This is a genomic window from Sporosarcina sp. P37, assembly GCF_002109365.1.
Lineage (GTDB): Bacteria > Bacillota > Bacilli > Bacillales_A > Planococcaceae > Sporosarcina.
On the sequence record NZ_CP015349.1, the window covers coordinates 2754959 to 2780379 of the forward strand.

The 25421-nt window shown below is 43.9% G+C and carries 23 protein-coding genes; 16 read left to right on the forward strand and 7 right to left on the reverse strand.

What is annotated here, in order from left to right:
- Positions 1-28 precede the first annotated feature (28 nt).
- The 5 genes from SporoP37_RS13735 to SporoP37_RS13750 all read left to right on the forward strand — a co-directional run bounded on the left by SporoP37_RS13735 (position 29) and on the right by SporoP37_RS13750 (position 9128).
- Entirely contained in the window at positions 29-1603 is a 1575-nt protein-coding gene (locus SporoP37_RS13735) for a peptide chain release factor 3 (protein WP_081244204.1), read from the forward strand.
- A 195-nt stretch (positions 1604-1798) separates the two neighbouring features.
- On the forward strand, positions 1799-4879 hold the full coding sequence (locus tag SporoP37_RS13740) for an efflux RND transporter permease subunit (protein WP_085431264.1): 3081 nt from the start codon (positions 1799-1801) through the stop codon (positions 4877-4879).
- Positions 4880-5213: 334 nt separating this feature from the next.
- The gene (locus SporoP37_RS17110; RefSeq protein ID WP_157118656.1) at positions 5214-5525 is read left to right on the forward strand and encodes a hypothetical protein; all 312 of its coding nucleotides are present in this window, start codon (positions 5214-5216) and stop codon (positions 5523-5525) included.
- Positions 5526-6852: 1327 nt separating this feature from the next.
- A complete protein-coding gene (locus SporoP37_RS13745) occupies positions 6853-7617 on the forward strand; it encodes a TerC family protein (RefSeq protein WP_081244206.1) in 765 nt (254 codons plus the stop codon).
- A 161-nt stretch (positions 7618-7778) separates the two neighbouring features.
- Positions 7779-9128: a TrkH family potassium uptake protein gene (locus SporoP37_RS13750; RefSeq protein ID WP_081244207.1), complete on the forward strand. Its 1350-nt coding sequence runs from the start codon at positions 7779-7781 to the stop codon at positions 9126-9128.
- A 45-nt stretch (positions 9129-9173) separates the two neighbouring features.
- On the opposite strand, the gene SporoP37_RS13755 is transcribed toward SporoP37_RS13750, so the two are convergent.
- Positions 9174-10928, reverse strand: a complete 1755-nt coding sequence (locus SporoP37_RS13755; RefSeq protein ID WP_085431265.1) for a B12-binding domain-containing radical SAM protein — start codon at positions 10926-10928, stop codon at positions 9174-9176.
- 213 nt (positions 10929-11141) lie between these two features.
- Here SporoP37_RS13755 and SporoP37_RS13760 point away from each other — a divergent pair, with 213 nt between their 5' ends.
- Positions 11142-12527 (forward strand): two-component system sensor histidine kinase NtrB, encoded by a 1386-nt coding sequence (locus SporoP37_RS13760; protein ID WP_085431266.1) that lies wholly within the window; start codon positions 11142-11144, stop codon positions 12525-12527.
- Between the two features lie 67 nt (positions 12528-12594).
- Here SporoP37_RS13760 and SporoP37_RS13765 read toward each other — a convergent pair whose 3' ends face one another.
- Together SporoP37_RS13765 and SporoP37_RS13770 are read right to left on the reverse strand one after the other, a co-directional pair.
- Entirely contained in the window at positions 12595-13239 is a 645-nt protein-coding gene (locus SporoP37_RS13765) for a hypothetical protein (protein ID WP_081244210.1), read from the reverse strand.
- A gap of 61 nt (positions 13240-13300) precedes the next feature.
- On the reverse strand, positions 13301-13489 hold the full coding sequence (locus SporoP37_RS13770) for a YkvS family protein (protein WP_081244211.1): 189 nt from the start codon (positions 13487-13489) through the stop codon (positions 13301-13303).
- A 233-nt stretch (positions 13490-13722) separates the two neighbouring features.
- Here SporoP37_RS13770 and SporoP37_RS13775 point away from each other — a divergent pair, with 233 nt between their 5' ends.
- From SporoP37_RS13775 to SporoP37_RS13800, 6 genes are all read left to right on the forward strand, one after another.
- Positions 13723-13893: an aspartyl-phosphate phosphatase Spo0E family protein gene (locus tag SporoP37_RS13775; protein WP_158233629.1), complete on the forward strand. Its 171-nt coding sequence runs from the start codon at positions 13723-13725 to the stop codon at positions 13891-13893.
- 182 nt (positions 13894-14075) lie between these two features.
- On the forward strand, positions 14076-14945 hold the full coding sequence (locus SporoP37_RS13780; RefSeq protein ID WP_085431267.1) for an NAD(P)-dependent oxidoreductase: 870 nt from the start codon (positions 14076-14078) through the stop codon (positions 14943-14945).
- A 280-nt stretch (positions 14946-15225) separates the two neighbouring features.
- A complete protein-coding gene (locus SporoP37_RS13785) occupies positions 15226-15456 on the forward strand; it encodes a hypothetical protein (RefSeq protein WP_085431268.1) in 231 nt (76 codons plus the stop codon).
- A 133-nt stretch (positions 15457-15589) separates the two neighbouring features.
- Entirely contained in the window at positions 15590-16027 is a 438-nt protein-coding gene (cbpB, locus tag SporoP37_RS13790) for a cyclic-di-AMP-binding protein CbpB (RefSeq protein ID WP_081244215.1), read from the forward strand.
- 125 nt (positions 16028-16152) lie between these two features.
- Positions 16153-17592 (forward strand): MDR family MFS transporter, encoded by a 1440-nt coding sequence (locus SporoP37_RS13795; protein ID WP_196796921.1) that lies wholly within the window; start codon positions 16153-16155, stop codon positions 17590-17592.
- Complete coding sequence (locus tag SporoP37_RS13800) at positions 17579-18463, forward strand: transcriptional regulator CcpC (protein ID WP_081244873.1); 885 nt, start codon at positions 17579-17581, stop codon at positions 18461-18463. The genes SporoP37_RS13795 and SporoP37_RS13800 overlap by 14 nt, the downstream gene beginning before the upstream one ends.
- Before the next feature lie 79 nt (positions 18464-18542).
- Here SporoP37_RS13800 and SporoP37_RS13805 read toward each other — a convergent pair whose 3' ends face one another.
- The 4 genes from SporoP37_RS13805 to SporoP37_RS13820 form a co-directional block, all read right to left on the reverse strand.
- On the reverse strand, positions 18543-19733 hold the full coding sequence (locus SporoP37_RS13805) for an MFS transporter (RefSeq protein WP_085431269.1): 1191 nt from the start codon (positions 19731-19733) through the stop codon (positions 18543-18545).
- Positions 19734-19867: 134 nt separating this feature from the next.
- Positions 19868-20323, reverse strand: coding sequence for a TlpA family protein disulfide reductase (locus SporoP37_RS13810; protein WP_081244218.1), 456 nt, complete (start codon positions 20321-20323; stop codon positions 19868-19870).
- Positions 20324-20408: 85 nt separating this feature from the next.
- Positions 20409-20951, reverse strand: coding sequence for a peroxiredoxin (locus SporoP37_RS13815; protein WP_081244219.1), 543 nt, complete (start codon positions 20949-20951; stop codon positions 20409-20411).
- 165 nt (positions 20952-21116) lie between these two features.
- Positions 21117-21419 carry a hypothetical protein gene (locus SporoP37_RS13820; RefSeq protein WP_085431270.1) on the reverse strand — a complete coding sequence of 101 codons (303 nt, stop codon included), beginning with the start codon at positions 21417-21419 and terminating at the stop codon, positions 21117-21119.
- Positions 21420-21618: 199 nt separating this feature from the next.
- On the opposite strand from SporoP37_RS13820, the gene SporoP37_RS13825 reads away from it, so the two are divergent.
- From SporoP37_RS13825 to SporoP37_RS13840, 4 genes are read left to right on the forward strand one after another with little or no spacing between them, the layout of a single operon-like run.
- Positions 21619-22725, forward strand: coding sequence for an ABC transporter ATP-binding protein (locus SporoP37_RS13825; RefSeq protein ID WP_198160032.1), 1107 nt, complete (start codon positions 21619-21621; stop codon positions 22723-22725).
- The gene (locus tag SporoP37_RS13830; protein WP_081244222.1) at positions 22715-23524 is read left to right on the forward strand and encodes an ABC transporter permease; all 810 of its coding nucleotides are present in this window, start codon (positions 22715-22717) and stop codon (positions 23522-23524) included. Before SporoP37_RS13825 ends, SporoP37_RS13830 begins: the two co-directional genes overlap by 11 nt.
- Positions 23525-24322: an ABC transporter permease gene (locus SporoP37_RS13835; protein ID WP_081244223.1), complete on the forward strand. Its 798-nt coding sequence runs from the start codon at positions 23525-23527 to the stop codon at positions 24320-24322. It begins immediately after the preceding gene.
- Positions 24319-25392, forward strand: a complete 1074-nt coding sequence (locus SporoP37_RS13840) for an ABC transporter substrate-binding protein (RefSeq protein ID WP_085431272.1) — start codon at positions 24319-24321, stop codon at positions 25390-25392. Before SporoP37_RS13835 ends, SporoP37_RS13840 begins: the two co-directional genes overlap by 4 nt.
- Positions 25393-25421: the final 29 nt, after the last annotated feature.

Here is a 25421-nt window from a genome sequence, read left to right on the forward strand (position 1 = left end):
AAATGTAAACAAAAGGAGAGTACAATTGATGCAAAAAAATATACATGATGAAATTACTTCGCGGCGGACGTTTGCGATTATATCCCACCCGGATGCCGGTAAAACGACCATAACTGAAAAACTTCTGTACTTTGGCGGTGCGATTCGCGATGCGGGAACAGTGAAAGGGAAAAAAACCGGAAAATTTGCTACGTCTGACTGGATGGAAATAGAAAAACAGCGGGGAATTTCGGTTACTTCTTCTGTTTTGCAATTTGATTATGCCGGAAAGCGCGTCAATATTTTGGATACACCCGGACACGAAGATTTCAGTGAAGACACCTACCGTACACTGATGGCAGTAGATGCGGCCGTTATGATGGTCGACTCGGCAAAAGGGATTGAACCTCAGACGATTAAACTGTTTAAAGTATGTAAAATGCGGGGCATTCCGATTTTTACCTTCATTAACAAAATGGACCGGCAAGGTAAAGAACCTCTGGAACTGATGGAAGAGCTGGAAGAAGTACTGGAGATCCAGTCGTATGCGATGAATTGGCCGATCGGTATGGGGAAAGAATTCCTCGGCATTTATGATCGTTTCAACAAACGGGTGGAATTGGCCCGCCCCGACGGAAAAGAACGTTTCCTTCCAATCGACGAAGAAGGAGAACTTGCCGCAGAACATTCCATGACAGAGACTTCCTACTATAAGCAGGCACTTGAAGATGTCATGCTGCTGAATGAAGCAGGGAATGATTTCGATGAAGAGCGTATTGCTGCAGGTGAACTGACGCCTGTGTTCTTCGGCAGTGCGCTGACAAATTTCGGCGTGCAGACATTCCTTGAAACATTCCTGCAGTTCGCTCCTGAACCTCAGCCAAGAATGACAAAGGACGGGGAGGCAGTGGATCCGGAATCAGATGTGTTCTCGGGCTTCATCTTCAAGATTCAGGCCAATATGAATCCTGCACACCGGGACCGGATTGCTTTCGTCCGGATCGTTTCGGGTGAATTTGAACGGGGGATGTCCGTGAATGTTCCGCGGCTCTCCAAAAATTTTAAGTTGTCTCAGACGACGCAGTTTCTGGCAGATGACCGTGAAACGGTAGACCAGGCAGTGGCGGGTGACATCATCGGCCTGTATGATACGGGGAATTATCAAATCGGGGATACTGTCATAGGCGGTAAAGCCAATTTCCAATTTGAAGCGTTACCTCAATTTACTCCTGAATTGTTTGTCAGAGTGGCAGCTAAAAACGTCATGAAGTCAAAGCAGTTCCATAAAGGGATTTTACAGCTTGTTCAGGAAGGTGCCATTCAGTACTACAAGACGCTGCATACCGAAGAAGTCATCCTCGGTGCAGTCGGCCAGCTTCAGTTTGAGGTGTTTGAACACCGGATGAGAGCAGAATACCATGTCGAAGTACAAATGGAAACAATGGGGTCCAAGGTGGCACGCTGGATCGAGAATGAAGAAGATGTGAAGGAATCTATGGCCGGACAGCGGGCGCTGCTTGTTAAAGACCGCTATGATCAAAAAGTATTTTTGTTTGAAAATGATTTCGCGATGCGCTGGTTCCAGGACAAATTCCCGGATATTCAGCTATACAATCAATTATAAGTCATTTTGGAATTTGGGCCCGGCTGGAATTTTAAAATCCAGCCGGGCTATTTGTAGAAATTGTGAATAAGTATAGGCTGTTTTCGGCAGTTTTCGAGCAAATTATGATGAAAGTACTGTATTCAGGTGGTATGGTGGAAAGATGTAAAAGTTATATGTGACAGGCATTAGGTGCACACAGAAAGGAATAGATAAATGAAGATTAGTAGTTTTTCGGTCAAACGCCCAGTATTTACATTAGTCACCATGTTTCTCGTCATTATTTTAGGTGCGGTTTCCTTCTTTAAAATCCCTGTAACGCTTATACCGGACTTGAATCCGCCTGTTGCGGTAGTCGTTACGAATTACCCGGGAGCATCTCCAACAGAAGTGAGCGAGAAGATTACGAAGCCTTTGGAAGAAAGCTTATCTACAGCTCCAGGCTTGAAATCGATGCAATCCTCTTCCCAGGAAGGGGCGAATCTGATATTCCTTCAATTTGATTGGGATTCATCCATTGATGATGTTCAAATGGATATACTTCAGCGAATGGACCAGGTACAGGTTCCGGATGGCGCCAATAAGCCGCGCTTCATGAAGTTTGATCCATCTCAATTTCCTGTGATTCAGCTATCTTTGCGGACAGTCGATAAAGATGCGGATATACGAAGGATTGCCGACGAGCTGGAAAAAGAACTTCGCCGTATTGACGGTGTAGCAAGTGTTAACGTATCCGGCAAAATCATTGAAGACGTCCAGGTGATATTAGATCCTGATAAATTAAAAGAATTTGGTTTAGGACAGTCTGATGTAGTTCAGATGATTCAGGCGAGTAATGTATCCATGCCGGGTGATCCGATTGATACCGCGGATGGCAGAAAATTAACGACCAGAATTCTCAGCACCGTTCAAAACATTTCGGATGTACGGGGGATTCAAATAGGTGTAAATCCGCTGACAGGTGATAAGATTAAAGTCTCCGATGTAGCAGACGTTGCGCTGCTGGAACCGAAAATGCAGACCGAGACAAGAGCGAATGATGACCAGGCGGTATTGTTATCTGTATTGCAGGAGTCAGGTGCAAATACGGCGACAGTCTCGAAAGAGTTCCAAAAGTCATTAGAGAAGCTATTGGAGAAAGATGCGTATAAAGGCATCGAATCAGATATTATATTTGACCAAGGCGATTATGTGCAGCTTGCGATCGGAAATATAGGGCAGTCGCTGATTCTCGGCGGATTGTTTGCGATGCTCGTATTATTTGTTTTCCTGCGCGGAATCAAAAGTCCGATTATCATCGGAGTCGCCATTCCATATTCTGTAATCGTCACATTTGTCTTAATGTACTTTGCAGACTTCTCCCTCAACATCATGACACTTGGTGCCTTGGCATTAGGAATCGGGATGCTGGTGGATAACGCGATAGTCGTCATTGAGAATATCGAACGGCATCTGGCGATGGGCAAAACCCCGACAGAGGCAGCAAAAGATGGTTCAAAAGAAGTAGGCGGGGCGATCACTGCTTCTACCCTGACAACACTAGCAGTATTCGTTCCCGTAATTTTCATTACAGGGATTATCGGACAGATTTTCACAGAATTTGCCCTGACGATTTCCTTCAGTTTATTTGCTTCATTGGTTGTGGCGTTAACTGTCGTGCCCATGTTTGCAAGCCGTATGCTGAAAACGCCTGATAAAAATGCTTTGGCGAAAAAACAGCGCGTGAAAAAGAAGCAAACGTTTGAAAAGACAGTAAAGTGGGCATTAGGACACCGTATACTCGTATTGCTTCTGACAACCGTTTTACTTGCGGGAAGCGCGTTCGGTATTTTGAAAGTAGGTACGGAATTCCTGCCTGCTACAGACGAAGGTGCTTTCAGCATCAATGTACAGCTGCCAAACGGTGCTTCTCTTGATTCAACTAATGATGTGGTAGAAAGAATCGAAGCAGAATTGAAAAAACAGAAAGACGTAGAAGTGTATGTCAGCTTAGTTGGCGGAACGCAGCAGAGCATGGCGCAAGGCGGTTCTGAAAGCAATATGGCAGAATTGTATGTAAAACTTGTACCTCTTGATGACCGTGACCGTTCTGTTTTTAAATTCGTGGATACAGTCCAGCCGATTGTGCTTGATGAAATCGGAGACGATGCGGAAGTCAGCTTCAATATGCAGACTGCGGCCGGCTCCAGTCCGAATACACTTACATTCTCTCTAAACGATACGAGTGAAGAGCGTTTAGGAGAAGCTGTAACAAAACTCGATAAAAAGCTGCGTGAATTAGATACCGTGACAGAAGTCGATAATGACTTAATTGACACAGTAGAAGAAGTGAAGGTTGATATTGACCGCGAGAAGGCTTCAGATGCAGGCTTAGCGCCTTACCAGATTGCACAAACGGTCAGTGACGTTACGCGCGGCGTCTTCGCTTCACAAATCGTCTTCGAAAAAACGGGAGAAGTAGTCGGCATCAATGTGGGCTATGACGAACGTTTCAGAAACAGTGTGGAAAAATTAAAAGAACTGGAATTTAAAACACCGCTCGACACCTACGTCAAATTAAAAGACGTGGCTAAAGTCGAAATTGCGCAAGGACCGGTTTCAATTGTCCGTGTGGATCAGGCACATTCCATCACGTTCACACTCAAGTACCTGTCCAGCGAATCACTGGGCGACATGACGAAGCGTGTGAATGATATCGTGGATGATCTGAACTTGCCGAGCGAAGTGGAACTTTCATACGGCGGAGACAGAGAACTGTTTGAGAGTGCGATCAATGATATGCTGCTCGCCATTGTGCTGGCTGTCGTACTGGTCTATATCGTAATGGCAGCACAGTTTGAATCGTTTAAATATCCGTTTGTTATTATGTTCTCCGTGCCGTTAATGTTTATTGGCGTATCACTTGGATTATTCTTCACGAATACACCGGTCAGCGTCACAGCGGTCATCGGTATACTCATACTGGTAGGGATTGTCGTCAATAATGGGATTGTGCTGGTGGATTATATTAATCAGCGGAAAGAAGCGGGACTCAGCTCGTATGATGCGATTATCTCATCTGTACGCGACCGTGTGCGTCCGATCCTGATGACTGCCCTCACAACCATTCTGGGTCTTCTACCATTGGCACTCGGCCTGGGTGAAGGGTCCGAACTGAATCAGCCGATGGGAATTGCAGTAATCGGCGGTCTGATCAGTTCCACATTCCTGACATTGTATATTGTTCCGGTCATTTACAGCTTATTCGACCGCGAGACGCGACGCAGTGCGAAGGAAGTTAAAGTAAAGACTGAATAACAGAGGCCCGCAGCCGGATTCGACCGGCTGCGGGCTTTTTTCATATAGCAGAATAAATTGCATGGCGCGGAAGTATAGTGGTGGTAGAGTGTATTTGCCATAGCAATAAAGAATTTTGTACAAGGTTTATAATGATGTTAAAAATAAGCGGAACGGCTTTAACTCCACTGCGGCGCTGGCTCATCGCTACGCCTGCCGCTTGTAAGGCGCCTTCGTTCAGTTAGGGGGAGTCACTGTGGCTTCTGGTTTAGGAAAAGTAAACGTAAATGTTAAGTACAGCGCCGACAATGTTCTGCACTGTAGTTAACGACTGGATCACATAGTCTGACATTTTGTGAGAAGAGAAGGGGACGTCATTGAAGCCACTGCGGCGCTGGCGGATGGCTACGCAATGAGCCAGACAGGGAAGAGCATCCTGTCAGTCTCATCACTTCGCCGACCGCTTGGAAGGCGCCTCCGTTCAGTGAGGGGAAAGCAGAACATGACACGTCTTTTACCTAAGTATACGCCAGTCGTCAACCAGTCACTGCACTTCATCTCTTTTAAAAGAGTACTTGGATTGCCTCCACTCAGCAGCGTAGGCGCAACTGCGGGGTCGGCCGAAGTCATGAGACAACTGGCACGCACTTCGCCAGCTGGCTCATGACGTAAGGCAATCCCCCACGTGCCTGCGCGGGTCCGAAGAGTGGACACTTGCTAACTTCAATCTCCGACAACGAGTCGAGCTACGATCCCAACACCAAAGCCAAAACGGCATTGAACTCACTGGGGCGCTTGCGGACGGCTACGTACTGCACTTCTTCTCTTTTAAAAGAGTACACGAATAGCTTCCACTCAGCAGCGCAGGCACAACTGCGGGGTCGGCCGAAGTCATGAGACAACTGGCATGCACTTCGCCAGCTGGCTCATGACGAAAGGCAATCCCCCACGTGCCTGAGCGGGTCTAAAGAGGGGACACTTGCTAGTTTCAATCCTCGACAACGAGTCGAGCTACGATCCCAACACCAAAGCCAAAACGGCATTGAACTCACTGGGGCGCTTGCGGACGGCTACGTACTGCACTTCTTCTCTTTTAAAAGAGTACATGAATAGCTTCCACACAGCAGCGCAGGCACAACTGCGGGGTCGGCCGAAGTCATGAGACAACTGGCGTGCTCTATCGCCAGCTGGCTCATGACGAAAGGCAATCCCCCACGTGCCTGCGCGGGTCCTAAGAGCAGACACTTGCTGACTTCAATCCCTGACAACCGATCGAGCAACGACCACAAAACCAGAGACAGAACGGCATTGAAGTCACTGCGGCGCTGGCGGATTGCTACGCAATGAGCCAGACAGGAAGAGCGCCTGTCAGTCTCATCACTACGCCGACCGCTTGTAAGGCGCCTCCGTTCAGTTAGGGGGAAGCAAATATGACACTTCATTCGCCTAAGCATACGCCAGTCGGCAACCAGTCACTGCACTTCTTCTCTTTTAAATGAGTACATGAGTAGCTTCCACACAGCAGCGCAGGCACAACTGCGGGGTCGGCCGAAGTCATGAGACAACTGGCGCGCACTTCGCCAGCTGGCTCATGACGAAAGGCAATCCCCCACGTGCCTGCGCGGGTCCAAAAAGCCGACACTCACTAACTTCAACACCCGACAACCAGTCGAGCAACGACCCAACACCCAACACTACAAAACATAACCGATCGGCAAACAAAATAGCACACCAAAGATCACCTGAACTATTTGCACAGCAAAGTTATTATGTTATAATACTGTAAAAGTATCCAATAACTTAATAACTTTTGACGCAATGTCAAAGGGGAGTAGCTATAGGGAAACCTATTTCATAATCGTCAATACGTGGCTGCCAGACGGCCATCGGTTATGATAGCTGGATTTTGATCGTAAAATTCCGACTTAGCGAGACCTTTGCCTAATTATTAGGTGAGGGTCTTTTTATATTGTAAAAAACAAGGAGGAAATACGTTGGAGGCCATTTTATTAGAATATGCATGGGTACTCGTCGTACTCATCGTACTCGAAGGATTATTAGCAACAGACAACGCAGTAGTTATGGCGGTAATGGTCAAACACTTACCGAAACCGCAGCAAAAGAAAGCACTTTTTTATGGCCTGCTCGGAGCATTCGTCTTCCGGTTCACTGCGCTGTTCATGATCACATTCTTAGTGAAGTTCTGGGAGATACAGGCGATCGGAGCGATCTATCTTCTATTCATTGCAGGTAAGAATATCTATGATAAAATCACCCATAAGCCGGACGATCACCCGAATAAAAAGCCAAAAAGGCAATCCGGTTTTTGGATGACCGTGCTGAAAGTGGAATTGGCGGATATCGCATTCGCATTGGACTCCATGCTTGCGGCAGTCGCACTTGCCGTGACTTTGCCAGAACTGGGTGATTTCCATATCGGCGGCATCAACGGCGGACAATTCACTGTGATGTTGCTCGGTGGCATGATTGGTTTAATCATGATCCGTTTTGCGGCCAGACAGTTTGTAATCTTGCTTGAAAAGTACCCAACGCTCGAAACAGCAGCATTTCTAATCGTCGGCTGGGTAGGTGTGAAACTGGCTGTGTTAACTCTTGCGCACCCGTCACTTCTAATCATTCCCGAAACATTCCCGCATTCCACTTTATGGAAAACAACCTTCTGGATTGTGTTATTAGTTCTTGCAGCAGGCGGATACGCATTGGCCGTTGCGAAGTCCAAAATTAAAGCAAACAGATAATGCAGAAGCAGTCCTTCCCGATTCAGGGAGGACTGCTTTTTATTGATGATTGGTTTAGAATGGAGAAAAGAGTGTAAAGTTCTATGTAACGCTATCTTTTCATCATGGTATTTGATAAAGTAGGAAAATGACATTTCCGTAATGAAAGGAATTTGAACAAGATGAGGCTTTCCAGGGAAGTATTTCATAAATTCACACCAGCTCAGATCATCGCCTTCTATTACTTTTTGGCAATTGCATCATCTTTTCTACTGTTGAACTTGCCTGGGGTATATAAACCGGGCGTAGAAGTTTCATTTATAGATAGCTTGTTTACAGCGGTAAGTGCAGTGAGTGTAACGGGATTGTCTCCTATCAGCATAGGGGAGACTTACTCCGTATTTGGACTATGTATGATCATGCTCGTTCTTCAGCTTGGCGGTATTGGAATTATGTCACTGGGTACATTTTTCTGGCTGCTGGTCAAGAAGAGGATTGGCATGAGGGAACGGCAGCTTATCATGGTGGACACCAATCAGTACACGTTACAAGGTGTTGTCCAGCTGATCCGTCAAATTATCCAAATTATCATAGCAGTTGAAATCATCGGCGGCGGTATTTTGACATTATATATACGCCGTTACTTTGAATCATTCAGTGAAGCTTTGCTGAACGGGATGTTCATGGCGGTTTCAGCAACTACAAATGCGGGTTTTGATATTACGGGTTCATCGATGATGCCTTACCATAATGATTACATTGTGCAGCTGATTTTGATGACGCTGATTGTGCTGGGCGCGATAGGTTTCCCGGTACTGATCGAAGTGAAAAGTTTTTTCTCGAAAAAAGTGCCGAACTTCCGTTTTTCGCTTTTCACGAAAGTCACAACATCCACCTTTGGAGTGCTGTTGCTGGCGGGCACACTGATCATCTGGCTATTGGAGTCATTCCATTCATTCAAGGGCATGAGCTGGCATCAGCAGTTTTTTACCGCGCTGTTTCATTCTGTCTCGGCGCGGTCAGCAGGACTGGTCACGTATGATGTTACGCAGTTCAGTGAAGCCACAGACATTTTCGTCAGTGCGTTAATGTTTATCGGTGCTTCACCGAGTTCTGTTGGCGGGGGAATCCGGACGACAACGTTTGCAATTGCATTATTATTTCTGATCAATTTTGCTAAAGGAAATGATGTCATTCACATATTTAAGCGCCAGATTAAATTGATTGATGTCTTCCGTTCGTATGCAGTTATTCTGGTGGCCTGTTTTATGGTGATGGCAGCTTTGCTGCTGCTGCTGCTGACGGAACCGGGAATCCCGGTTATCCCATTGCTGTTTGAGATCACATCTGCGTTCGGAACGTGCGGGATGTCACTTGGGATTACATCTGATTTATCTATTGTAGGAAAAATTATTATTATGACACTGATGTTCATCGGACGGGTCGGATTGATTTCGTTTATCTATACAATAGGCGGAAAATCAAATAAAACACCATATCATTATCCAAAAGAGCGTGTGATCATCGGATAAACAGTCATATAAAAAGCAGCCGGAGGAAATCCCGGCTGCTTTTTGCTATTGCCAAACAGATTCAAATACGTGTTCAGACAGATGATACTGCCGTGCTTTTTCACCAGGCGCGTATTGTACGACGAGATACCCCGGATCCGCTGTAACGGTTAAGTCTTCTTCCAGTTTCGCCGCGGATTTTGTGATAAATACCTGTTTACGAATGGTTCTGTCTGTATAACCATTGGATGCAAATGATTCATCAAGGAGTTCAGGCGAACGGACAAGTAACTGATAAATCTCCTTCAGCTCTTCTTCAGGCAATACAGATTTCCACCAGATTTTTCTTGGAAGGAATTTTTGGTGAAGTAAATAATCGGCCTTTAACAAGCTAACGGCTATAGACGTATCAACTTTCAGTATCTCATGTAAAAAACGTTCCAGCCGCGTGAATAAATCTTCAAACTGATGCCCGATGCGTGACCATCCCTGTTTTTCCCAAAACGCACCGAAGAGTTGGAAGAAGTCGAAAGGTGTTTCCGCCAGCTCCGAGACGATATATTCCATAGAGTATATAAATCGCCCTGAATTCCAATATTTCTCGAGAATGTCTTCTGTTTGTTTGATCTTCAGCATATCATCAAATGACAGAACATTATTCGATACAATTTCATAAGGAGCGGTGTCGATGTAGCGGTAACCATACTGCTCTGCTTGAATGCGGAGCCCTGTCCCGCGCAGTAATTTTAGGAAGCCTAACTGTAATTCTTCAGGGCGCAGAGCGAATACTTCATTGAACGTATCACGGAAAGACGCGTAATCTTCTTCAGGAAGTCCGGCGATCAAATCCAGGTGCTGCGCGATTTTACCTCCCTCTTTCACCATCGTGACGGTACGTGACAGTTTGGAAAAATTTTGCCGTCTCTTCACAAGTTCATTTGTCAGATCATTTGTGGATTGAACACCGATTTCAAAACGAAACAGACCTGCAGGTGCTTCTTCGTTCAGAAATTGAATAACTTCCGGCCGCATAATATCACCGGTAATTTCAAATTGAAAAACGGTTCCGGGCACATGCTCGTCAATTAGAAATTGGAACATTTCCATTGCGTAGCTTCGGCTGATATTAAATGTGCGGTCAACAAACTTAATTGTTTTTGCGCCATGTGCCATCAAATAACGAATATCGTCTTTAATTGCATCCCGGTTAAAGTAACGGACACCGACTTCTATCGATGAAAGGCAGAATTGACAAGAAAATGGACAGCCGCGGCTTGTTTCGATATATGTGACACGATTTGCCAGGTGGGGAATATCTTCTTCAAAACGGAAAGGGGATGGAAGCACACGAAGATCCAGCTTTGGCCCTGGCGCCGTAATCCGCAATTGGCCGTCTTGACGGTAAGCAATACCCGCAACGGAAGAGTAGTCCTTTTGACTATCAATTGCCCTTAGGATATCTTTAAAAGTTTGTTCACCTTCACCAATGGCAATCACGTCGATCTCGGGTACTTTTTCCATCCATTGGTCATAATCATACGTAACTTCAGGACCGCCGCAGACAATAACTGTGTTCGGACTAGTCAGTTTCAACAGACGGATTACTTTCAGCGTTTCTTCAATATTCCATATGTAAACGCTGAATCCTACAACATCCGGAGCATGCTGATAGAGATCGGAAACAATGGAAAGTGTAGGATCATGTATAGTAAACTCAGCCAATTCACAATGATATTCAGGGGCCGCATACGCTTTTAAATATCGGATGGCAATGTTGGTGTGTATATATTTAGCATTTAGTGTAGATAAGACAATATTCATGGGATAACTCCTATTAAAATAATAATATAAAGAATAAAGGAAAATAAATGGGTTTATGTACCTATGTGAACTATCGAGTTACTGTGACATAATATAAACAATTCAGAAAAAAAATCCCATATTCAGAGATTACTTTACATCTCGATTTTCAATATAATTTGCCGTTTTTGAAGGAGATGTTGTTAATTTGCCGTTTTTGAAGGAGATGTTGTTATGGTTGCGGAAACGATAAATATTAATGAGTTCTTGGATAGTTCTCTATTTAAACTTACTTTGGATGTAAATGGCTCGATATTAGACATGACAGAAGAAGTTAAAATATTGCTGGACCAAAATCCGTTACCCCGGCATATGTCTGATATTTTCTATCAGGATCTGCTGTTGCAAATTGAAGAACGCTTGTCTCACAACAAATCTGAAATAGTAACGGGACATACTATCCTGACGGGTCATCTGATAGGCGAAAATAAAAATCTTAAACCTTGTTATATTATATACCAATATCACAGTGGAAAGGTGATTATTACGATAAAAGTTGGCGAGTGGAAAAAGAAAATGCATCAAGTGTATGAAAATATCTTTACCACATCCAATTGTTCCATGGCTTTGGTTAACGAATGGGGTTTTCTGGTCTCAACGAATAACAAATTTACACAAGAATTTCCCATTCAAGCATCCGGTGATTTTGTCCATTTGCAAGAATTTTTTAAGCAGGTGACCCCCGTGCCTCCTTTTTCTTATCAGGCATATATATTGGAAGCCAGAGCCAGTGGGTTTGCACAAAGGAAAATGTCTTATGATGTCAATGGAGAACTTCGCTATTTCAATGTGTATTTGGGTCTTGACCGGGAAACAGAAATGTTTGTTTTAAAGGCCGTTGATATAACAGAAACAGAACTGCTTTTCGATCAATTGGCGCACTCCGATCAATTATGTACTACGGGAGAAATTGCTGCAAGCATTGCTCATGAAGTACGGAACCCAATGACAACATTGCAAGGTTTTCTTCAGCTGCTGGAACATGAAGTGTCAGGAAATGCCCGAAACTATGTCGCTGTCATTCAAGACGAGGTCAAGCGCATGAATGAGATCCTTAACGAAATGTTGGCGCTTTCAAAACCCGCGGTTGACGAGGTTACGATATTTTCTCTTACCGTTTTGGTGGAAGAAGTTTTAGTGTTGCTTCGTCCGAAGGCGCTGCTCGATCACATACATTTGGTGAATGAAATGTATGTCAATGAACCAGTATTGATACGTGCAAATCCTAATCGAATAAAGCAAGTATTAGTGAACTTGCTGAAAAATGCAATGGAAGCTATGGAAGCGAAAGGAAGATTGACTGTCATAGTCGAAGAAGGTGACATGGGGAATGTGAATGTTCTAGTCAAGGATACCGGGGTAGGAATGGATGAAGAGATGCTGCAAAAAATTTACTTGCCATTCGTTTCCGGCAAAGAAGGCGGCACAGGCCTGGGTCTGCCTTTCGTTAAGAAAACGGTGCAGGAATATGGCGGAACAATTTCAGTCACAAGTGAAATCGGCAAAGGCACAACATTTCAATTATCCTTTCCGAAAATTAGCTTGGCAGAGTCAGTGTAACAAAGCAAATTTCTATACAAGAAAGCCGATCCGTCTGCGGATCGGCTTTCTGTTGTTACTAAAAAAATTAGTGAATCGTAGCTGCCATTTCTTTAAAGTCTTCTGCATGCTCATTGTCTTCAGCAGCATAAATCGTTACGCGCACCAGCTTATCTTCGCGCTCCATCACATAGCCTGTAAAATACCCTTCAGCTGATTCAGCCTTTGCACCTTTGACAGACAGGATTCCTTCGCTTTGAGGAAGTTCTGTTTCGTCTGTAATATCCGTCACTGACTCACCATCACTCGAGGCTGCCAGCAATTCTTTCGTATTTTCATAAAGCTCATCAAATGTATAGGATTCTTCGCCTTTTGGCATCGTTTCAATACGCATGAATAGTTCGCTGTTTTCTTCCAGATACAGGCTGTCTCTGCCGGGCTCTTCGCTTGTTAATTTATAGCCGGGGAGCACCATCATAGAATAATCCTGCTCATCACTTTGCGTTTCAACAGCATCCTTCAGTGCATCTTCGTTCGTTTCCGTATTGCTGTCGGCTTCTGCATCACCTTCAGAAGATGTGTTATCTTCTGTATCTTCTGCAGGAGCTGCAGGTTCTTCCACAGCGCTGTCGGCATTGCCTTCCTGGTCTTTATCCGGATCGGATGTTCCGCACGCTGCAAGAAGTGCAGAAGCGGCTAATGAAGTGAAAATAATACGCCATTTGCTGTTCATAGTAATCGGCTCCTTTATGTTCTGTTATTATTCAATTGGACGGACGGGGACCAGGAAGGTTTCATTCCTGGCTGCTGTGAATAATTTTATAACGTTTATGGTTAATGACTGTCTTTTCTTCCATTACCTGTTCGTCGAAATTTTCCATATAAGTTAAATCGACAATAACGGAGTTCTCGTTTACTTTCTCAACAATCCCTTGTAAGCCCTCTTTAAATTCAATGATATCACCGATTTCTGCAATCGTCATTTTAGTCATCCTTTCTATATTCAAAAATTACTCTTGGCAGAGTGATGAATAACTCATATTGAGAATCATTTATAGTTTGCCTGAAAAATAGTGAAAGGTAAAGAGTTATCTTTGTAAAACAGATAAATAGAGATGCACAAATTGTCGCAAAGTGTCGATAATATAGCAGCATAATTTACGCTCATATATGATATAATAGAGGTTAGAATTTATTTAGATGGAAGGTGTGCCAATTGGTATGCAATTTCGAAGGAGAAATCGAACGTCTGAGATATCAATTAATTAAAACGGCGCAGCAAGAAGGATTACACCATGAACGTACCATTGCACTCAGTCGAAAATTGGACCGATTGATTAATAAATACGAGCAAGAAAAGATGAAAAATAAAATGAAAAATATGTAGTTTTTATGTTTAGAATGCAGCAGAAGGGGCATACTATAAATGAACACAGCAACATTCTCATTTCCCCCTTTTGTGGGCCAATCTTACTTTAAGATTGGCCCTCTTTTTTTTGGCTGCACCGTTGTAAAAGTATTTCGACTTCGATACGATAGCTATAGTAATGTATTGTGAGGAGTGGAGATATGAAGAAAGAACGGATTGCTTTTATTGGGACAGGCGTAATGGGAGCAAGTGTCGTGAAACACTTAGTAAATGCATCCTACGATGTGACGATTTTCACCAGGACGAAAGCGAAGGCGAAGCCGCTAATTGCGCTTGGAGCGAAGTGGGCGGACACGATTGGCGATGCGATCCAACGGGCGGATATTATTTTTACAATGATCGGTATGCCGTCAGATGTGGAGGAAGTGTATTTTTCGGATCATGGGATATTTGCAAACGGCCATGCATCCCAAATCTTAGTGGATATGACTACATCGAGTCCTGAATTGGCTGTGCGCATCGCCGAGAAAGCTTCTTCATTACAGATGCGTTCACTTGATGCACCAGTTTCAGGCGGAGATACCGGTGCGAAAAATGGTACATTATCTATCATGTGCGGAGGTCAGAAGGAGTTATTTGACTTCTTATATCCTGTATTATCTGTTTTCGGTAAACAAATTGTCTATCAGGGAGAAGCAGGTGCAGGCCAACATGCCAAGATGTGTAATCAGATTACGGTAGCCGGAAATATGATTGGGGCATGTGAAGCACTTGCTTACGCTATGAAGTCAGGTCTTGACCCCGATGTAATGCTGCAGTCGGTTACATCCGGTGCTGCAAATTCTTTCAGTTTATCGGATCTCGGACCGCGGATCATTAAAGAAAATTATGAGCCCGGTTTCTATGTAAAACATTTCGTGAAAGATCTCAATATTGCATTGCGGGAGACAGAACGGCTTCATCTTGACTTGCCTGGTTTACAGCTGGCCCGTAATCTATACACAGAATTACTGGAAAAAGGATATGGAGAAAAAGGAACACAGGTCCTGATCAAACATTATATAAATTGAATTTCTGGGCAGAAGGCTGATTAAGTCCTTCTGCTTAATTTGGTACTGAACGAAGCCAACTATACAATAGGTTCCATAATTCATCAGAAAACTGTAAAAAATGTCTGGGGCGATTGGCTGAAATGATTTTTATAATACACAAAAAACACTTGAAATCGGCTGTTACTTCAGAGTTAATTAAAAAGTAATTCCCTGCGATTACTGAATTTCACATGACGCATAATAGCTTGCTTTTTGCACATCCTTTTAGTACAGGATGTTTGTAAAGGAGTGAGTGAAGATGTGGGATGTGTGGATCTGGCCGATGGTAATTGTGACCGCCATCATGATTGCTATCTGTATAGCGGGTGTTAGAAAATCCAGCCGCTCATTTCAGTTAAATGAGAAAAATGAAATCCCTGACGCTATAGCAGAGAATCCTTATACCATGAATCCGCTGCTGTGGATTATTCTCGTCGTATCATTTTTTATCTTTATCGTCATATTTTATTACTGGGCCTCTTTCCTTTAAAGGAAGAGGTTTTTTGTTTTTATGAATCCGCTTTCTTTTTGAGGTGAAAAATTTCCATTTGTGTTATGATAGAGTAGATGCGATGAATGAATAAGTATACAAGTTTGACGATGAAAAGAAGGAGCGATCACCTATGGTTTCGATAAACAATAAAGATTTTCTTACTGCGCCCATTGCGGACCAAATTATTTCTTCGGAAAAAGTTGCCCACGTGCAAATAGGTAATAATGCAGAGCACGCTCTTCTTGTACTAACGAAGACCGGCTATTCTGCCATTCCCGTCCTCGATCACCAATATCATTTAAAAGGGCTCCTCGGGATTGGTATGATTACGGATTCTATTTTAGGTATGGAACGTATTGAATATGAGAGATTAGAAGACATAAAAGTGGATGAAATTATGGACACCAACCTGCCGACGATTCGTGTAAATGACCGTTTTCAGCGGGCTATGGATCTATTAATCAACCACCCATTTTTATGCGTTACGGAAGATGATGGAACATTTGCAGGGATCATCACCAGACGTGTAATCATGAAAGAATTCAAAAAATATATTTATAATGTGTGATGATGAAACAGAAGCAGTATATTAATACAGTAAAAGGCTCCGATACGGGAGTCTTTTTCTAATAGAAGGAGTTGAACTATGCCGTGCCTAAAGAAACCAATCGGCCGCTCGTGCTTGCAGCAGTTATGCTTGCCATGTTCGTCGGAGCAGTGGAGGCGACGATTGTTACTACCGCGATGCCGACTATTGCATCAGAGCTTGGAGGATTTTCCCGTTACAGCTGGATTTTTTCATCTTATCTTTTAATGAGCACTGTAACCGTATTAATTTACGGGAAATTAGCGGATTTATTTGGAAGGAAGCCGATATTTTTTGCCGGTCTGACAATTTTTCTGGTTGGTTCTATATTATGCGGATTTGCAGGATCAATGGAGCAGCTGATTTTCTTCCGGCTGATACAAGGTGTAGGCGCCGGGGCGGTCATGCCGATCGCCACCACGATTATCGGAGATATTTATTCCACGGAAGAACGTGCAAAAATACAAGGATATTTATCGAGTGTATGGGGTGTTTCCGCGGTTTCGGGACCTGTCATCGGGGGACTGCTCGTACAGTACGTCAGCTGGCAGTATATATTCTGGGTCAATGTCCCGCTTGGCCTGCTTTCAATGGCCGTTATTTACTTCTTCTTACATGAACCAAAAGAAACGTGCAAAGCTTCCGTCGATTATAAAGGTGCGTTTCTGTTGACATTTGCGCTGTCTGCCGTCTTAATTTGGCTGGTGGAAGGGGGACAGGGGTTTGGACGTTTATCTGCCGTCGGTCTGTCATTGCTCCTGCTGTCCGCCATGCTATTCTGGTTATTTTTCAGGCAGGAAAAAGCAGCGAAAGATCCTCTTATTTCATTTAGTATATGGAAAAACCCTGTTATTTTATATGCAAATCTTGTATCGCTGACTACCGGAGTTATCTTAATAGGGGTTTCTTCCTACTTGCCTACCTATGTATCAGGTGTAATGGAACAACAGGCAATCGTCGCAGGCTTTACGTTGACTGCCATGTCGATCGGCTGGCCATTAGCTTCTTCACTGGCAGGGCACTTGCTGATTCGTTTCGGTCCATTCCTCGTATCCTTTATGGGAGGGATTTCTCTCGTCATTGGCACGATGATGTTTGTTTTCATGAATGCAGAGCTCGGGCCTGTATGGGCTGGCTGCTCCAGTTTCTTCATAGGAGTCGGAATGGGGCTGACGAATACATCATTCATTGTCACGATACAGGGAGCGGTCCCCCGTATTCAAAGAGGGTCTGCGACGGCTGCCAATATGTTCATGAAGAATTTTGGAAACACGATCGGGGCGTCTGTATTCGGTGCGATTTTAAACGGCACACTCATCGCTTATTTCGCGAAAAAGAAGCTGCCGTATACAATTGATGATGTAAATACGCTGTTAACGGAGGACGGACGCTCACTAATTTCATCGCAAGAACTGTTGAGTCTGCAAAACGGTCTGGAAACTTCTTTGCACTGGGTCTATATTGCAATCGCCGTATTTGCTGTCGTCAGCTTACTATTGATTTTACGAATTCCGCGGGGGAAGGTGTATGACCATGTCAACAACTGAATTGGATATTATCAAAGCGCTGGCGGAAGAGGGAAATATGCGTAAAGCATCTGAACGACTGTACTTATCACAGCCTGCCTTGTCACAGCGCCTCCAGACGATCGAAAAAGAGTGGGGAATGCAGTTATTCATCCGCTCTCAAAAAGGTCTGGAACCGACACCTGCAGGAGAACACGTAATCAGCTATGCAAATGAATCGCTCGCTAAGAAAGATGAGACGATGGAATTGATTGCATCGCTCGAAGACAAAGTGCACGGTACGCTAAAGATCGCATGTGCTTCAATTATCGGCCAGACATGGCTGCCGCAAGTATTGAAAGAGTATGTTGCTCTTTATCCGGATGCAAAAATTTCATTAATGACTGGGTGGAGTTCCGAAATTTCAAAAGCACTCTATGAAGGAGAAGCACATATCGGCATCGTCCGGGGACAGACGGACTGGAAAAGCAATCGTGTGCATCTGTTCCGTGATCAGCTGTACCTGGTGGATTCTGAAATCTCGACCATTGATGAATTAAAAGATACGAACCGCCACTTTATTCAATACAAAAGTGATTCGAACTATTACATGGAGATTCAGCGCTGGTGGAATAAGCATTTTAAACAAAATCCAAGCCGCCGGATTGTGGTGGACCAGATCGAAACATGTAAACAGCTTGCGTTAAAAGGCATCGGCTACGCGATATTGCCTTCGATTACTCTGTCTGGAGAAGAAAAGGTTAACCGTATTCCGCTGCTGAACAGCGAGGAAGAGTTTGAACTGACACGTGACACGTGGCTGATCGGCTACGGCTCAACGTTTGAGCTGAAACAAGTGAAAGCATTTGTGGATATCGTGCAGGAATCTGCAGCATTATTGCGGAATGAATAATAAAAAAGACTTCCATAGTTTGCGGAAGTCCTGAGCTGAAAACAAACACCGGACACTGCCGGGTCTGTTTTCAGTTTTTTTATGGTGTTCTGGCGGAATGTATAAGTGCTTTGTTGTTTCTTGCCCAGTACAAAGCGAGAGTGAAACAGAGCAGCAAAATAATCGTTCCGACGATATAAGGCGAGGCCATGTTGATATCAAATATGTAACCCGCCGTAGCAGGTCCCACCATATTCCCTAAGCTCATGTAAGCGTTCATCATACCAGCTGCGTATCCCTGCTCTTTACCGGCAAGTTTCGAGACCAGTGTGTTGACAGCGGGCCGAAGCAGAGAGGTGGCGGTAGAGAAAATAGTAGCCACTAATAAAATGGTGAAAAATGTATTAACAAACAGAATACCGAGCATGGCAAAAGCTGCAATCACCAGATTAATCAAGATGACACGCATCTCACCGAATCGTTTGAACAGGCGGTCGATGACGAATGTCTGAATGATGACACCCACAAATCCGCCAACCGTAATAATGACGGCGATTTGCGAGGGGGTGTAATTATATTTCTGGTCCACGTACAGTGAAATTGTAGACTGGAAATTTGCCAGTCCGAATGAAAACACGAACATCACGAGAAGCATCACGAAATAAGAAGTTTGTGTAGATCGCCGCATTTGCTGGAATATGTTTTCATTCGCTGCAGCACCTTGCAGCACCGGTTTAGGGTTTGGCAGGAGGATCAATGATACGACAGCGGCCAGCACCGAGGCCGATGCGGCAAAGTAGAATGGGAAATACAGGCTGATTTTTGATAAAAAACCGCCGATACCCGGGCCTACCATAAAGCCTAGCGACATCGAAGCACCAAGAAGCCCCATTCCGCGTCCCCGGTTTTCAAGCGATGTGATATCCGCTACGAACGCCATTGTGGGCGGAATGATAAAGGCAGCGCCGAAACCTGAAAAGAACCGTGAAATATACAGCATCCATAGTTCTGTTGATAAACTGAAAGCTAATTGAGAAAGTCCGTAAATAATTAATCCGATAATAATAATGCGTTTACGCCCATATTTATCTGAGAGATTTCCTGAAATCGGGGAGAGTATGAATTGTGCGAAAGAAAAGATCGCAATCAGCAGTCCGAGTGCTCTTCCGGCAACGCCGAATGTTCCCAAAAACTCCGGCATAATAGGGATAATCAGGCCAATTCCTGCCATGGCAATAAACATATTAAACATAAGAATATAAAGTGCAATAGGAGTAGGTGGTTTTTTCATTCGATTGCTCGCTTTCCAAGAAACTTTTTTCTAATCGTATCATATATAAATTTCTAATACCTTTTGGAAGCTCGGGAAAAGAGGCGCATAAGAAAGTATAAAAAAACGGCACCTATATAAAGGGCCGCTGAAGATTAATCTTCTTTTTTCATTTCATCGAGTACGCGATTCACACGTTTTTCGAGCATTTTCATTCCGCTGCCGCCTGCTTGGAAGTGTCGTAACTGGCCGTCTTTGTCAAAGACGTAATAAGCAGGCACGTATTGGTTTTCAAATGCGTCATTCAGTTTCAGTTCGCTGTCCACGAAAATTGACTGTGTGATATCATGCTCTGCTGCGACTTTCTTAATTTGCTCAAGATCTGTGTCGTCTTCGGAACGCGGCATATGGACTGCCACCACATTCAGTTCATCTGAATATTGATCTCTGAAGTTGTTAACATCCGGCATTGCTTCTTTGCACATATGACAGCTGACAGACCAAAAATGAATCAGTGTCGGCTTTGACCCAACGAGTTCTGATTTAGAAGTTTCCCCGTTCAACCAAGCTGTTGCGCCTTGGAGTTCCGGCATTTGTTCACGTAATTTCATCAAGAATTCCTCCTAGCTAAATGGGCATTATATGATAAAAAAATCCCCACGATTGTTGTAATGCGTGGGGATGGCTGTCTAAAAATTAAAGAGTTTTTTCACCTGGGCGCCAGTTTGCAGGGCAAAGACCGCCAGTTTGCAGAGCTTGCAGTACGCGAAGCGTCTCATCCACGTCACGACCAATATTATTGTGGAATACTGTCTGGTACTGAAGTTCACCTTCAGGGTTGATGATGTAAAGGCCGCGCAATGCGATGCCTTCTTCTTCGATTAATACGCCGTATTCGCGTGATACAGAATGGTTTGTATCTGCCGCAAGCGGGTATTTAAGCTGTTCTAGACCATTGTCTTTGCGGTCTGTATTGATCCAAGCCAAGTGTGTGTGGATTGTGTCAGTGGAAACACCAATTACTTCCGCATCGAGATCTTCGAACTCATCATAGCGATCAGACATTGCAGTGATTTCTGTAGGACATACGAAAGTGAAGTCCATTGGATAGAAGAAAAGGACTGTCCATTTGTCGTTTTTAATGTTTTCTTGCAAGCTGACCTTGCCAAAAGATTTGTCAGCTAATACTGCTTCCATTGTAAAATCTGGAGCCTGTTTACCTACCATGCGTTCAGCCATTGAAAAAAACCCCCAATTAGTCTTTTGTACAACTTCATAACCGTGTCGTACAATTCTTACTTAGAATACCAAATATTGCAATGGATTTCAATTAGAATGAATCGAAGATAATAATTATTATTAAATAGAACAAAAAACCTATATTATGAGGATTTGAGCAGGTGTTTACTCAAAGTCTTGTTTGCAGTCAGAAGGTTTTACGGGGCGTGTCTGGCATGTTTTGCAATTCGGATCACAAATCATTTCTCGCCATTCATCGCAATCTTTACAATAGCGTGCATCAAACTCGTCACTGTAATGCAGCGGTTCCATGCACTCCACACAATGAGAAGCCATCTCTTTCCATGTGCGGATTTTCTTGTTGTTCAACAGAAAAATCCCTTCCAGGTGATTTTCTCTTGTTGCAGGCTCTGATTTTCGGTTTCGCTTGTCATCAGAGTCCAGGTAAAAAAACAAATGGTCTTCCAACTGAATCCCTCCTTACTAGATGGTTTCATTCTACTATGTCATCTGCGAAAAAACAATTTTCATGACCGTTATTCTGTAGGCAAATTGTCATTTAAATGCAGGGAGACAGTTGATTTCACTATGGTATTGTGTATAATAAGTAAGTTTACAACTGTTCTAGTACTATTTGAGTTATTACGTTATGCAAGGAGGAAGTATATTGACTAATCAGCCGATTATCCGTTTTGAAAATGTCACGAAACGATACAGCGAATCGACAACAGTGCTCGACAGGGTTGCTTTTGAAATGGAGCGCGGGAAATTTTATACATTGCTCGGCCCGTCAGGCTGCGGGAAGACCACTATTCTGCGTTTGATTGCAGGCTTTACAGAGGCAACAGACGGTTCGATTTTCTTTAATGGAAAGAAAATCAACTCAGTGCCCGCAAATGAGCGGCAAGTGAATACCGTATTTCAAGATTACGCGCTGTTCCCCCATTTAAATGTGTATGAGAATGTGGCGTTTGGCCTTCGTATAAAGAAAGTGAAGAAAAATGAAGTGGACCGTAGGGTAAAGGAAGCACTCAAGTTTGTGAACCTTCACGGATATGAAACACGTGAAATTACTGAAATGTCCGGCGGTCAACGTCAGCGGGTCGCCATTGCACGAGCGATCATCAATGATCCGGAAGTCATTTTACTCGATGAACCATTGTCCGCACTCGATTTGAAGCTGCGTTCAGAGATGCAATACGAGTTACGGGAGCTGCAGCAGCGTCTTGGCAAAACATTCGTATTTGTCACGCATGACCAGGAGGAAGCATTGGCTATGTCCGATGAAATTTTTGTCATGAACCATGGAGAAATTCAACAATCTGGAACGCCTATTGATATTTACGATGAGCCGATCAACCGGTTCGTAGCAGACTTTATTGGTGAATCGAATATTGTGGCAGGGAGAATAGTGGAAGACTATCTGGTGGAGTTTACAGGCAAACAGTTCACCTGTGTGGACGGCGGATTCTATCCAAATGAGAAAGTCGACATCGTCATCCGGCCGGAAGATTTGGAAATGACGACAGTTGAGCAAGGAAAGCTAAGTGTCACAGTAGATACGCAATTGTTCCGGGGTGTGCATTATGAACTCTCGACCTATGATACGGACGGCAATGAGTGGCTTGTTCATTCGACAAAACCGGCGGATGTCGGCACGGTCATCGGCCTGGACTTTGCACCGGCAGATATCCACGTCATGCGTCTGAATGAATCGGAAGAAGATTTTGATGCACGTCTGGAATCGTTTGGAGTGGCGGAAGATGAAGAATAAAAAACCGTTGCGGTTCGTTTATGCTGCGCCGTATGCGGCATGGCTGCTGCTGTTTGTCCTGGCGCCGATCGCCGTGATTGTCTACTATTCATTTTTTGATTTGTCCGGTCATCTGACATTGGCCAACTATCGCAACTTTTTTTCATCGGTTTACTTTAAATTGACGATGAGTTCGTTCTGGTATGCATTTCTCATCACGTTCTTCTCGTTATTGATTTCATATCCGACAGCTTATTTTTTGACGAAAACTAGGCATAAGCAATTATGGCTGCTGCTGATCATTATTCCTTCGTGGATTAATCTGCTGCTGAAGACGTATGCCTTCATTGGATTGATGGGGCAGTATGGGCCTATTAATGCACTGTTGGAGACAATTGGCATCGGCGGTCAGCAGATTTTATTTACAGATTTCAGTTTTGTCTTTGTATCGGTTTATATTTTCATTCCGTTCATGATTCTGCCGATTTTCAACTCGCTGGATAAAATTAACCCTGCATTGCTGGATGCATCCAAAGATCTCGGAGCGAACGCATGGGTAACGTTTAAGCGTGTGGTTTGGCCGATGACCATTGACGGGGTGAAATCGGGTGTCCAAGTAGTTTTCATTCCGGCACTTTCATTATTTATGATTACGCGTTTAATCGCCGGGAATAAGGTTATTACGCTTGGAACTGCAATTGAGCAGCAATTCCTCGTTACGCAAAACTGGGGGATGGGTTCGACAATTGCTGTATTCCTCATCATCTTCATGTTTTTAATTATGGTTCTGACATCGGGCAAAGAGAGGGGGCACCGTTAAATGGGGAAGTTAAGCAGTCTGCCAAAAATTTATCTGACGCTTGTCTTTGTGATTTTATACGCGCCTATTTTCTATCTTATTTATTACTCTTTTAACTCCGGTGGCGGGATGTCACATTTTGAATCATTTACGCTGGAACATTATCAGGCAGTCTTTCAAGATACCCGGCTGCTGATCATTGTTATGAATACGGTAATCATTGCGCTGCTGTCGGCATTGCTTTCTACCACCATCGGCGTGATTGGCGCATTGGCAATATACTTTATGAAGAATAAATCAGCACGCCAGACCATCTTGTCGCTCAATAATATTTTGATCGTCAGTCCGGATGTCATTATTGGCGCTTCATTCTTAATTTTATTTACGCTGATAGGAGTCAAGCTCGGATTTGCGTCTGTTCTGATTTCTCATATTGCGTTCAGTATTCCGATTGTTGTCATTATGGTCCTGCCAAAACTGCAGGAGATGAGCACTTCGTTAATTGATGCCGCGCTCGACTTAGGTGCCACGCGAAAAGATGTAATGACGCGAGTGATATTGCCGTATATCAAACCGGGCATATTTGCAGGATTTTTCCTTGCTTTGACATATTCACTGGATGATTTTGCAGTGACGTTCTTCGTGACAGGAAACGGTTTCTCGACATTATCCGTAGAAATTTACTCCATGGCACGAACGGGCATCACCTTGACAATCAATGCACTGTCAGGCTTGATATTTTTGATTACCATCGTTCTGGTGCTTGGTTATTATATTATCGGCAATAAAGCAAAGTCACCTCAGGGGGTGAGGAAATGAGAGGGTTAATCAGCAGTGCAGCGGCTATTCTGCTAGTTTCCGGTTTTTTATTGTTCATAAATTACCGGCTTGAACATAAGGCGGGGAGTGCGGGGAAAGATACGATTACAGTCTATAACTGGGGTGAATATATTGATCCCGACCTTCTGAAAGAGTTTGAAGAGAAGGAGGGGATTAAAGTTATCTATGAAACGTTTGACTCGAATGAAGGAATGATGGGAAAAATTGAGCAAGGGGGAACGTCTTATGATGTGACAGTGCCCTCCGAGTATGCGGTGCAGATGATGGAAGAAAAAGATTTGCTGATACCGCTCGATTTCTCCAAGATTCCTAACATTCAACATATAGATCCTTACTTTATGGATCTCCCGTTTGATCCGGATAATCAATATTCGATTCCATACTTCTGGGGTACAGTTGGAATTGCTTATAATCCTTCGCTGTTGGAAGGACAGACATTTGAAAGCTGGGACAGTTTATGGGATGCATCACTGCGCCAAAAGCTGATCTTGGTAGACAGTGCCCGGGAAGTGATTGGAGTGTCGCTGAATTCGCTTGGTTACTCATTAAATTCCACGAGTTTGCAGGAGCTGAAAGAAGCGGCGGATAAGCTGGAAACAATGGGACCAAACGTCAAGGCGGTTATTGGTGACGAAGTGACTCAGCTCATGATCAATAATGAAGCGTCCGTCGCACTGACTTGGTCAGGTCAGGCGGCAGACATGATTTCGGAAAACGATGAAATTGATTATATCGTCCCTGAAGAAGGATCGAATCTATGGTTTGATAATATCGTTATACCGAAAACGGCCACGAATATCGAGGGAGCATATAAATTTATTAATTTCATGCTGGATCCCGAGGTGGCTGCACAAAACGCTGAATATGTAGGGTATTCCACTCCAAACATCTCGGCTCTATCATTTATGGATGAAGAAATTACGAGTGATGAGAGATTCTATCCTGATGAACAGGCGCGAGAAAATCTGGAAGTGTATGAAAACTTAGGATTAGAAACGCTTGGGGTGTATAATGAGTTATTCCTGAAATTTAAAATGGGATTGCGGTAAGGCATATAACTGATCGTAAAGGCGAGGAG

What these genes read in the sequence shown, in the direction of transcription:
- SporoP37_RS13735 (WP_081244204.1), top strand. Translation starts at nt 29, where the DNA reads ATGCAAAAAAATATACATGATGAAATTACTTCGCGGCGGACGTTTGCG.
- SporoP37_RS13740 (WP_085431264.1), top strand. Translation starts at nt 1,799, where the DNA reads ATGAAGATTAGTAGTTTTTCGGTCAAACGCCCAGTATTTACATTAGTC.
- SporoP37_RS13750 (WP_081244207.1), top strand. Translation starts at nt 7,779, where the DNA reads ATGAGGCTTTCCAGGGAAGTATTTCATAAATTCACACCAGCTCAGATC.
- SporoP37_RS13755 (WP_085431265.1), bottom strand. Translation starts at nt 10,928, where the DNA reads ATGAATATTGTCTTATCTACACTAAATGCTAAATATATACACACCAAC.
- SporoP37_RS13760 (WP_085431266.1), top strand. Translation starts at nt 11,142, where the DNA reads ATGGTTGCGGAAACGATAAATATTAATGAGTTCTTGGATAGTTCTCTA.
- SporoP37_RS13765 (WP_081244210.1), bottom strand. Translation starts at nt 13,239, where the DNA reads ATGAACAGCAAATGGCGTATTATTTTCACTTCATTAGCCGCTTCTGCA.
- SporoP37_RS13770 (WP_081244211.1), bottom strand. Translation starts at nt 13,489, where the DNA reads ATGACGATTGCAGAAATCGGTGATATCATTGAATTTAAAGAGGGCTTA.
- SporoP37_RS13780 (WP_085431267.1), top strand. Translation starts at nt 14,076, where the DNA reads ATGAAGAAAGAACGGATTGCTTTTATTGGGACAGGCGTAATGGGAGCA.
- SporoP37_RS13785 (WP_085431268.1), top strand. Translation starts at nt 15,226, where the DNA reads ATGTGGGATGTGTGGATCTGGCCGATGGTAATTGTGACCGCCATCATG.
- cbpB (WP_081244215.1), top strand. Translation starts at nt 15,590, where the DNA reads ATGGTTTCGATAAACAATAAAGATTTTCTTACTGCGCCCATTGCGGAC.
- SporoP37_RS13795 (WP_196796921.1), top strand. Translation starts at nt 16,153, where the DNA reads ATGCTTGCCATGTTCGTCGGAGCAGTGGAGGCGACGATTGTTACTACC.
- SporoP37_RS13800 (WP_081244873.1), top strand. Translation starts at nt 17,579, where the DNA reads ATGTCAACAACTGAATTGGATATTATCAAAGCGCTGGCGGAAGAGGGA.
- SporoP37_RS13805 (WP_085431269.1), bottom strand. Translation starts at nt 19,733, where the DNA reads ATGAAAAAACCACCTACTCCTATTGCACTTTATATTCTTATGTTTAAT.
- SporoP37_RS13810 (WP_081244218.1), bottom strand. Translation starts at nt 20,323, where the DNA reads ATGAAATTACGTGAACAAATGCCGGAACTCCAAGGCGCAACAGCTTGG.
- SporoP37_RS13815 (WP_081244219.1), bottom strand. Translation starts at nt 20,951, where the DNA reads ATGGCTGAACGCATGGTAGGTAAACAGGCTCCAGATTTTACAATGGAA.
- SporoP37_RS13830 (WP_081244222.1), top strand. Translation starts at nt 22,715, where the DNA reads ATGAAGAATAAAAAACCGTTGCGGTTCGTTTATGCTGCGCCGTATGCG.
- SporoP37_RS13835 (WP_081244223.1), top strand. Translation starts at nt 23,525, where the DNA reads ATGGGGAAGTTAAGCAGTCTGCCAAAAATTTATCTGACGCTTGTCTTT.
- SporoP37_RS13840 (WP_085431272.1), top strand. Translation starts at nt 24,319, where the DNA reads ATGAGAGGGTTAATCAGCAGTGCAGCGGCTATTCTGCTAGTTTCCGGT.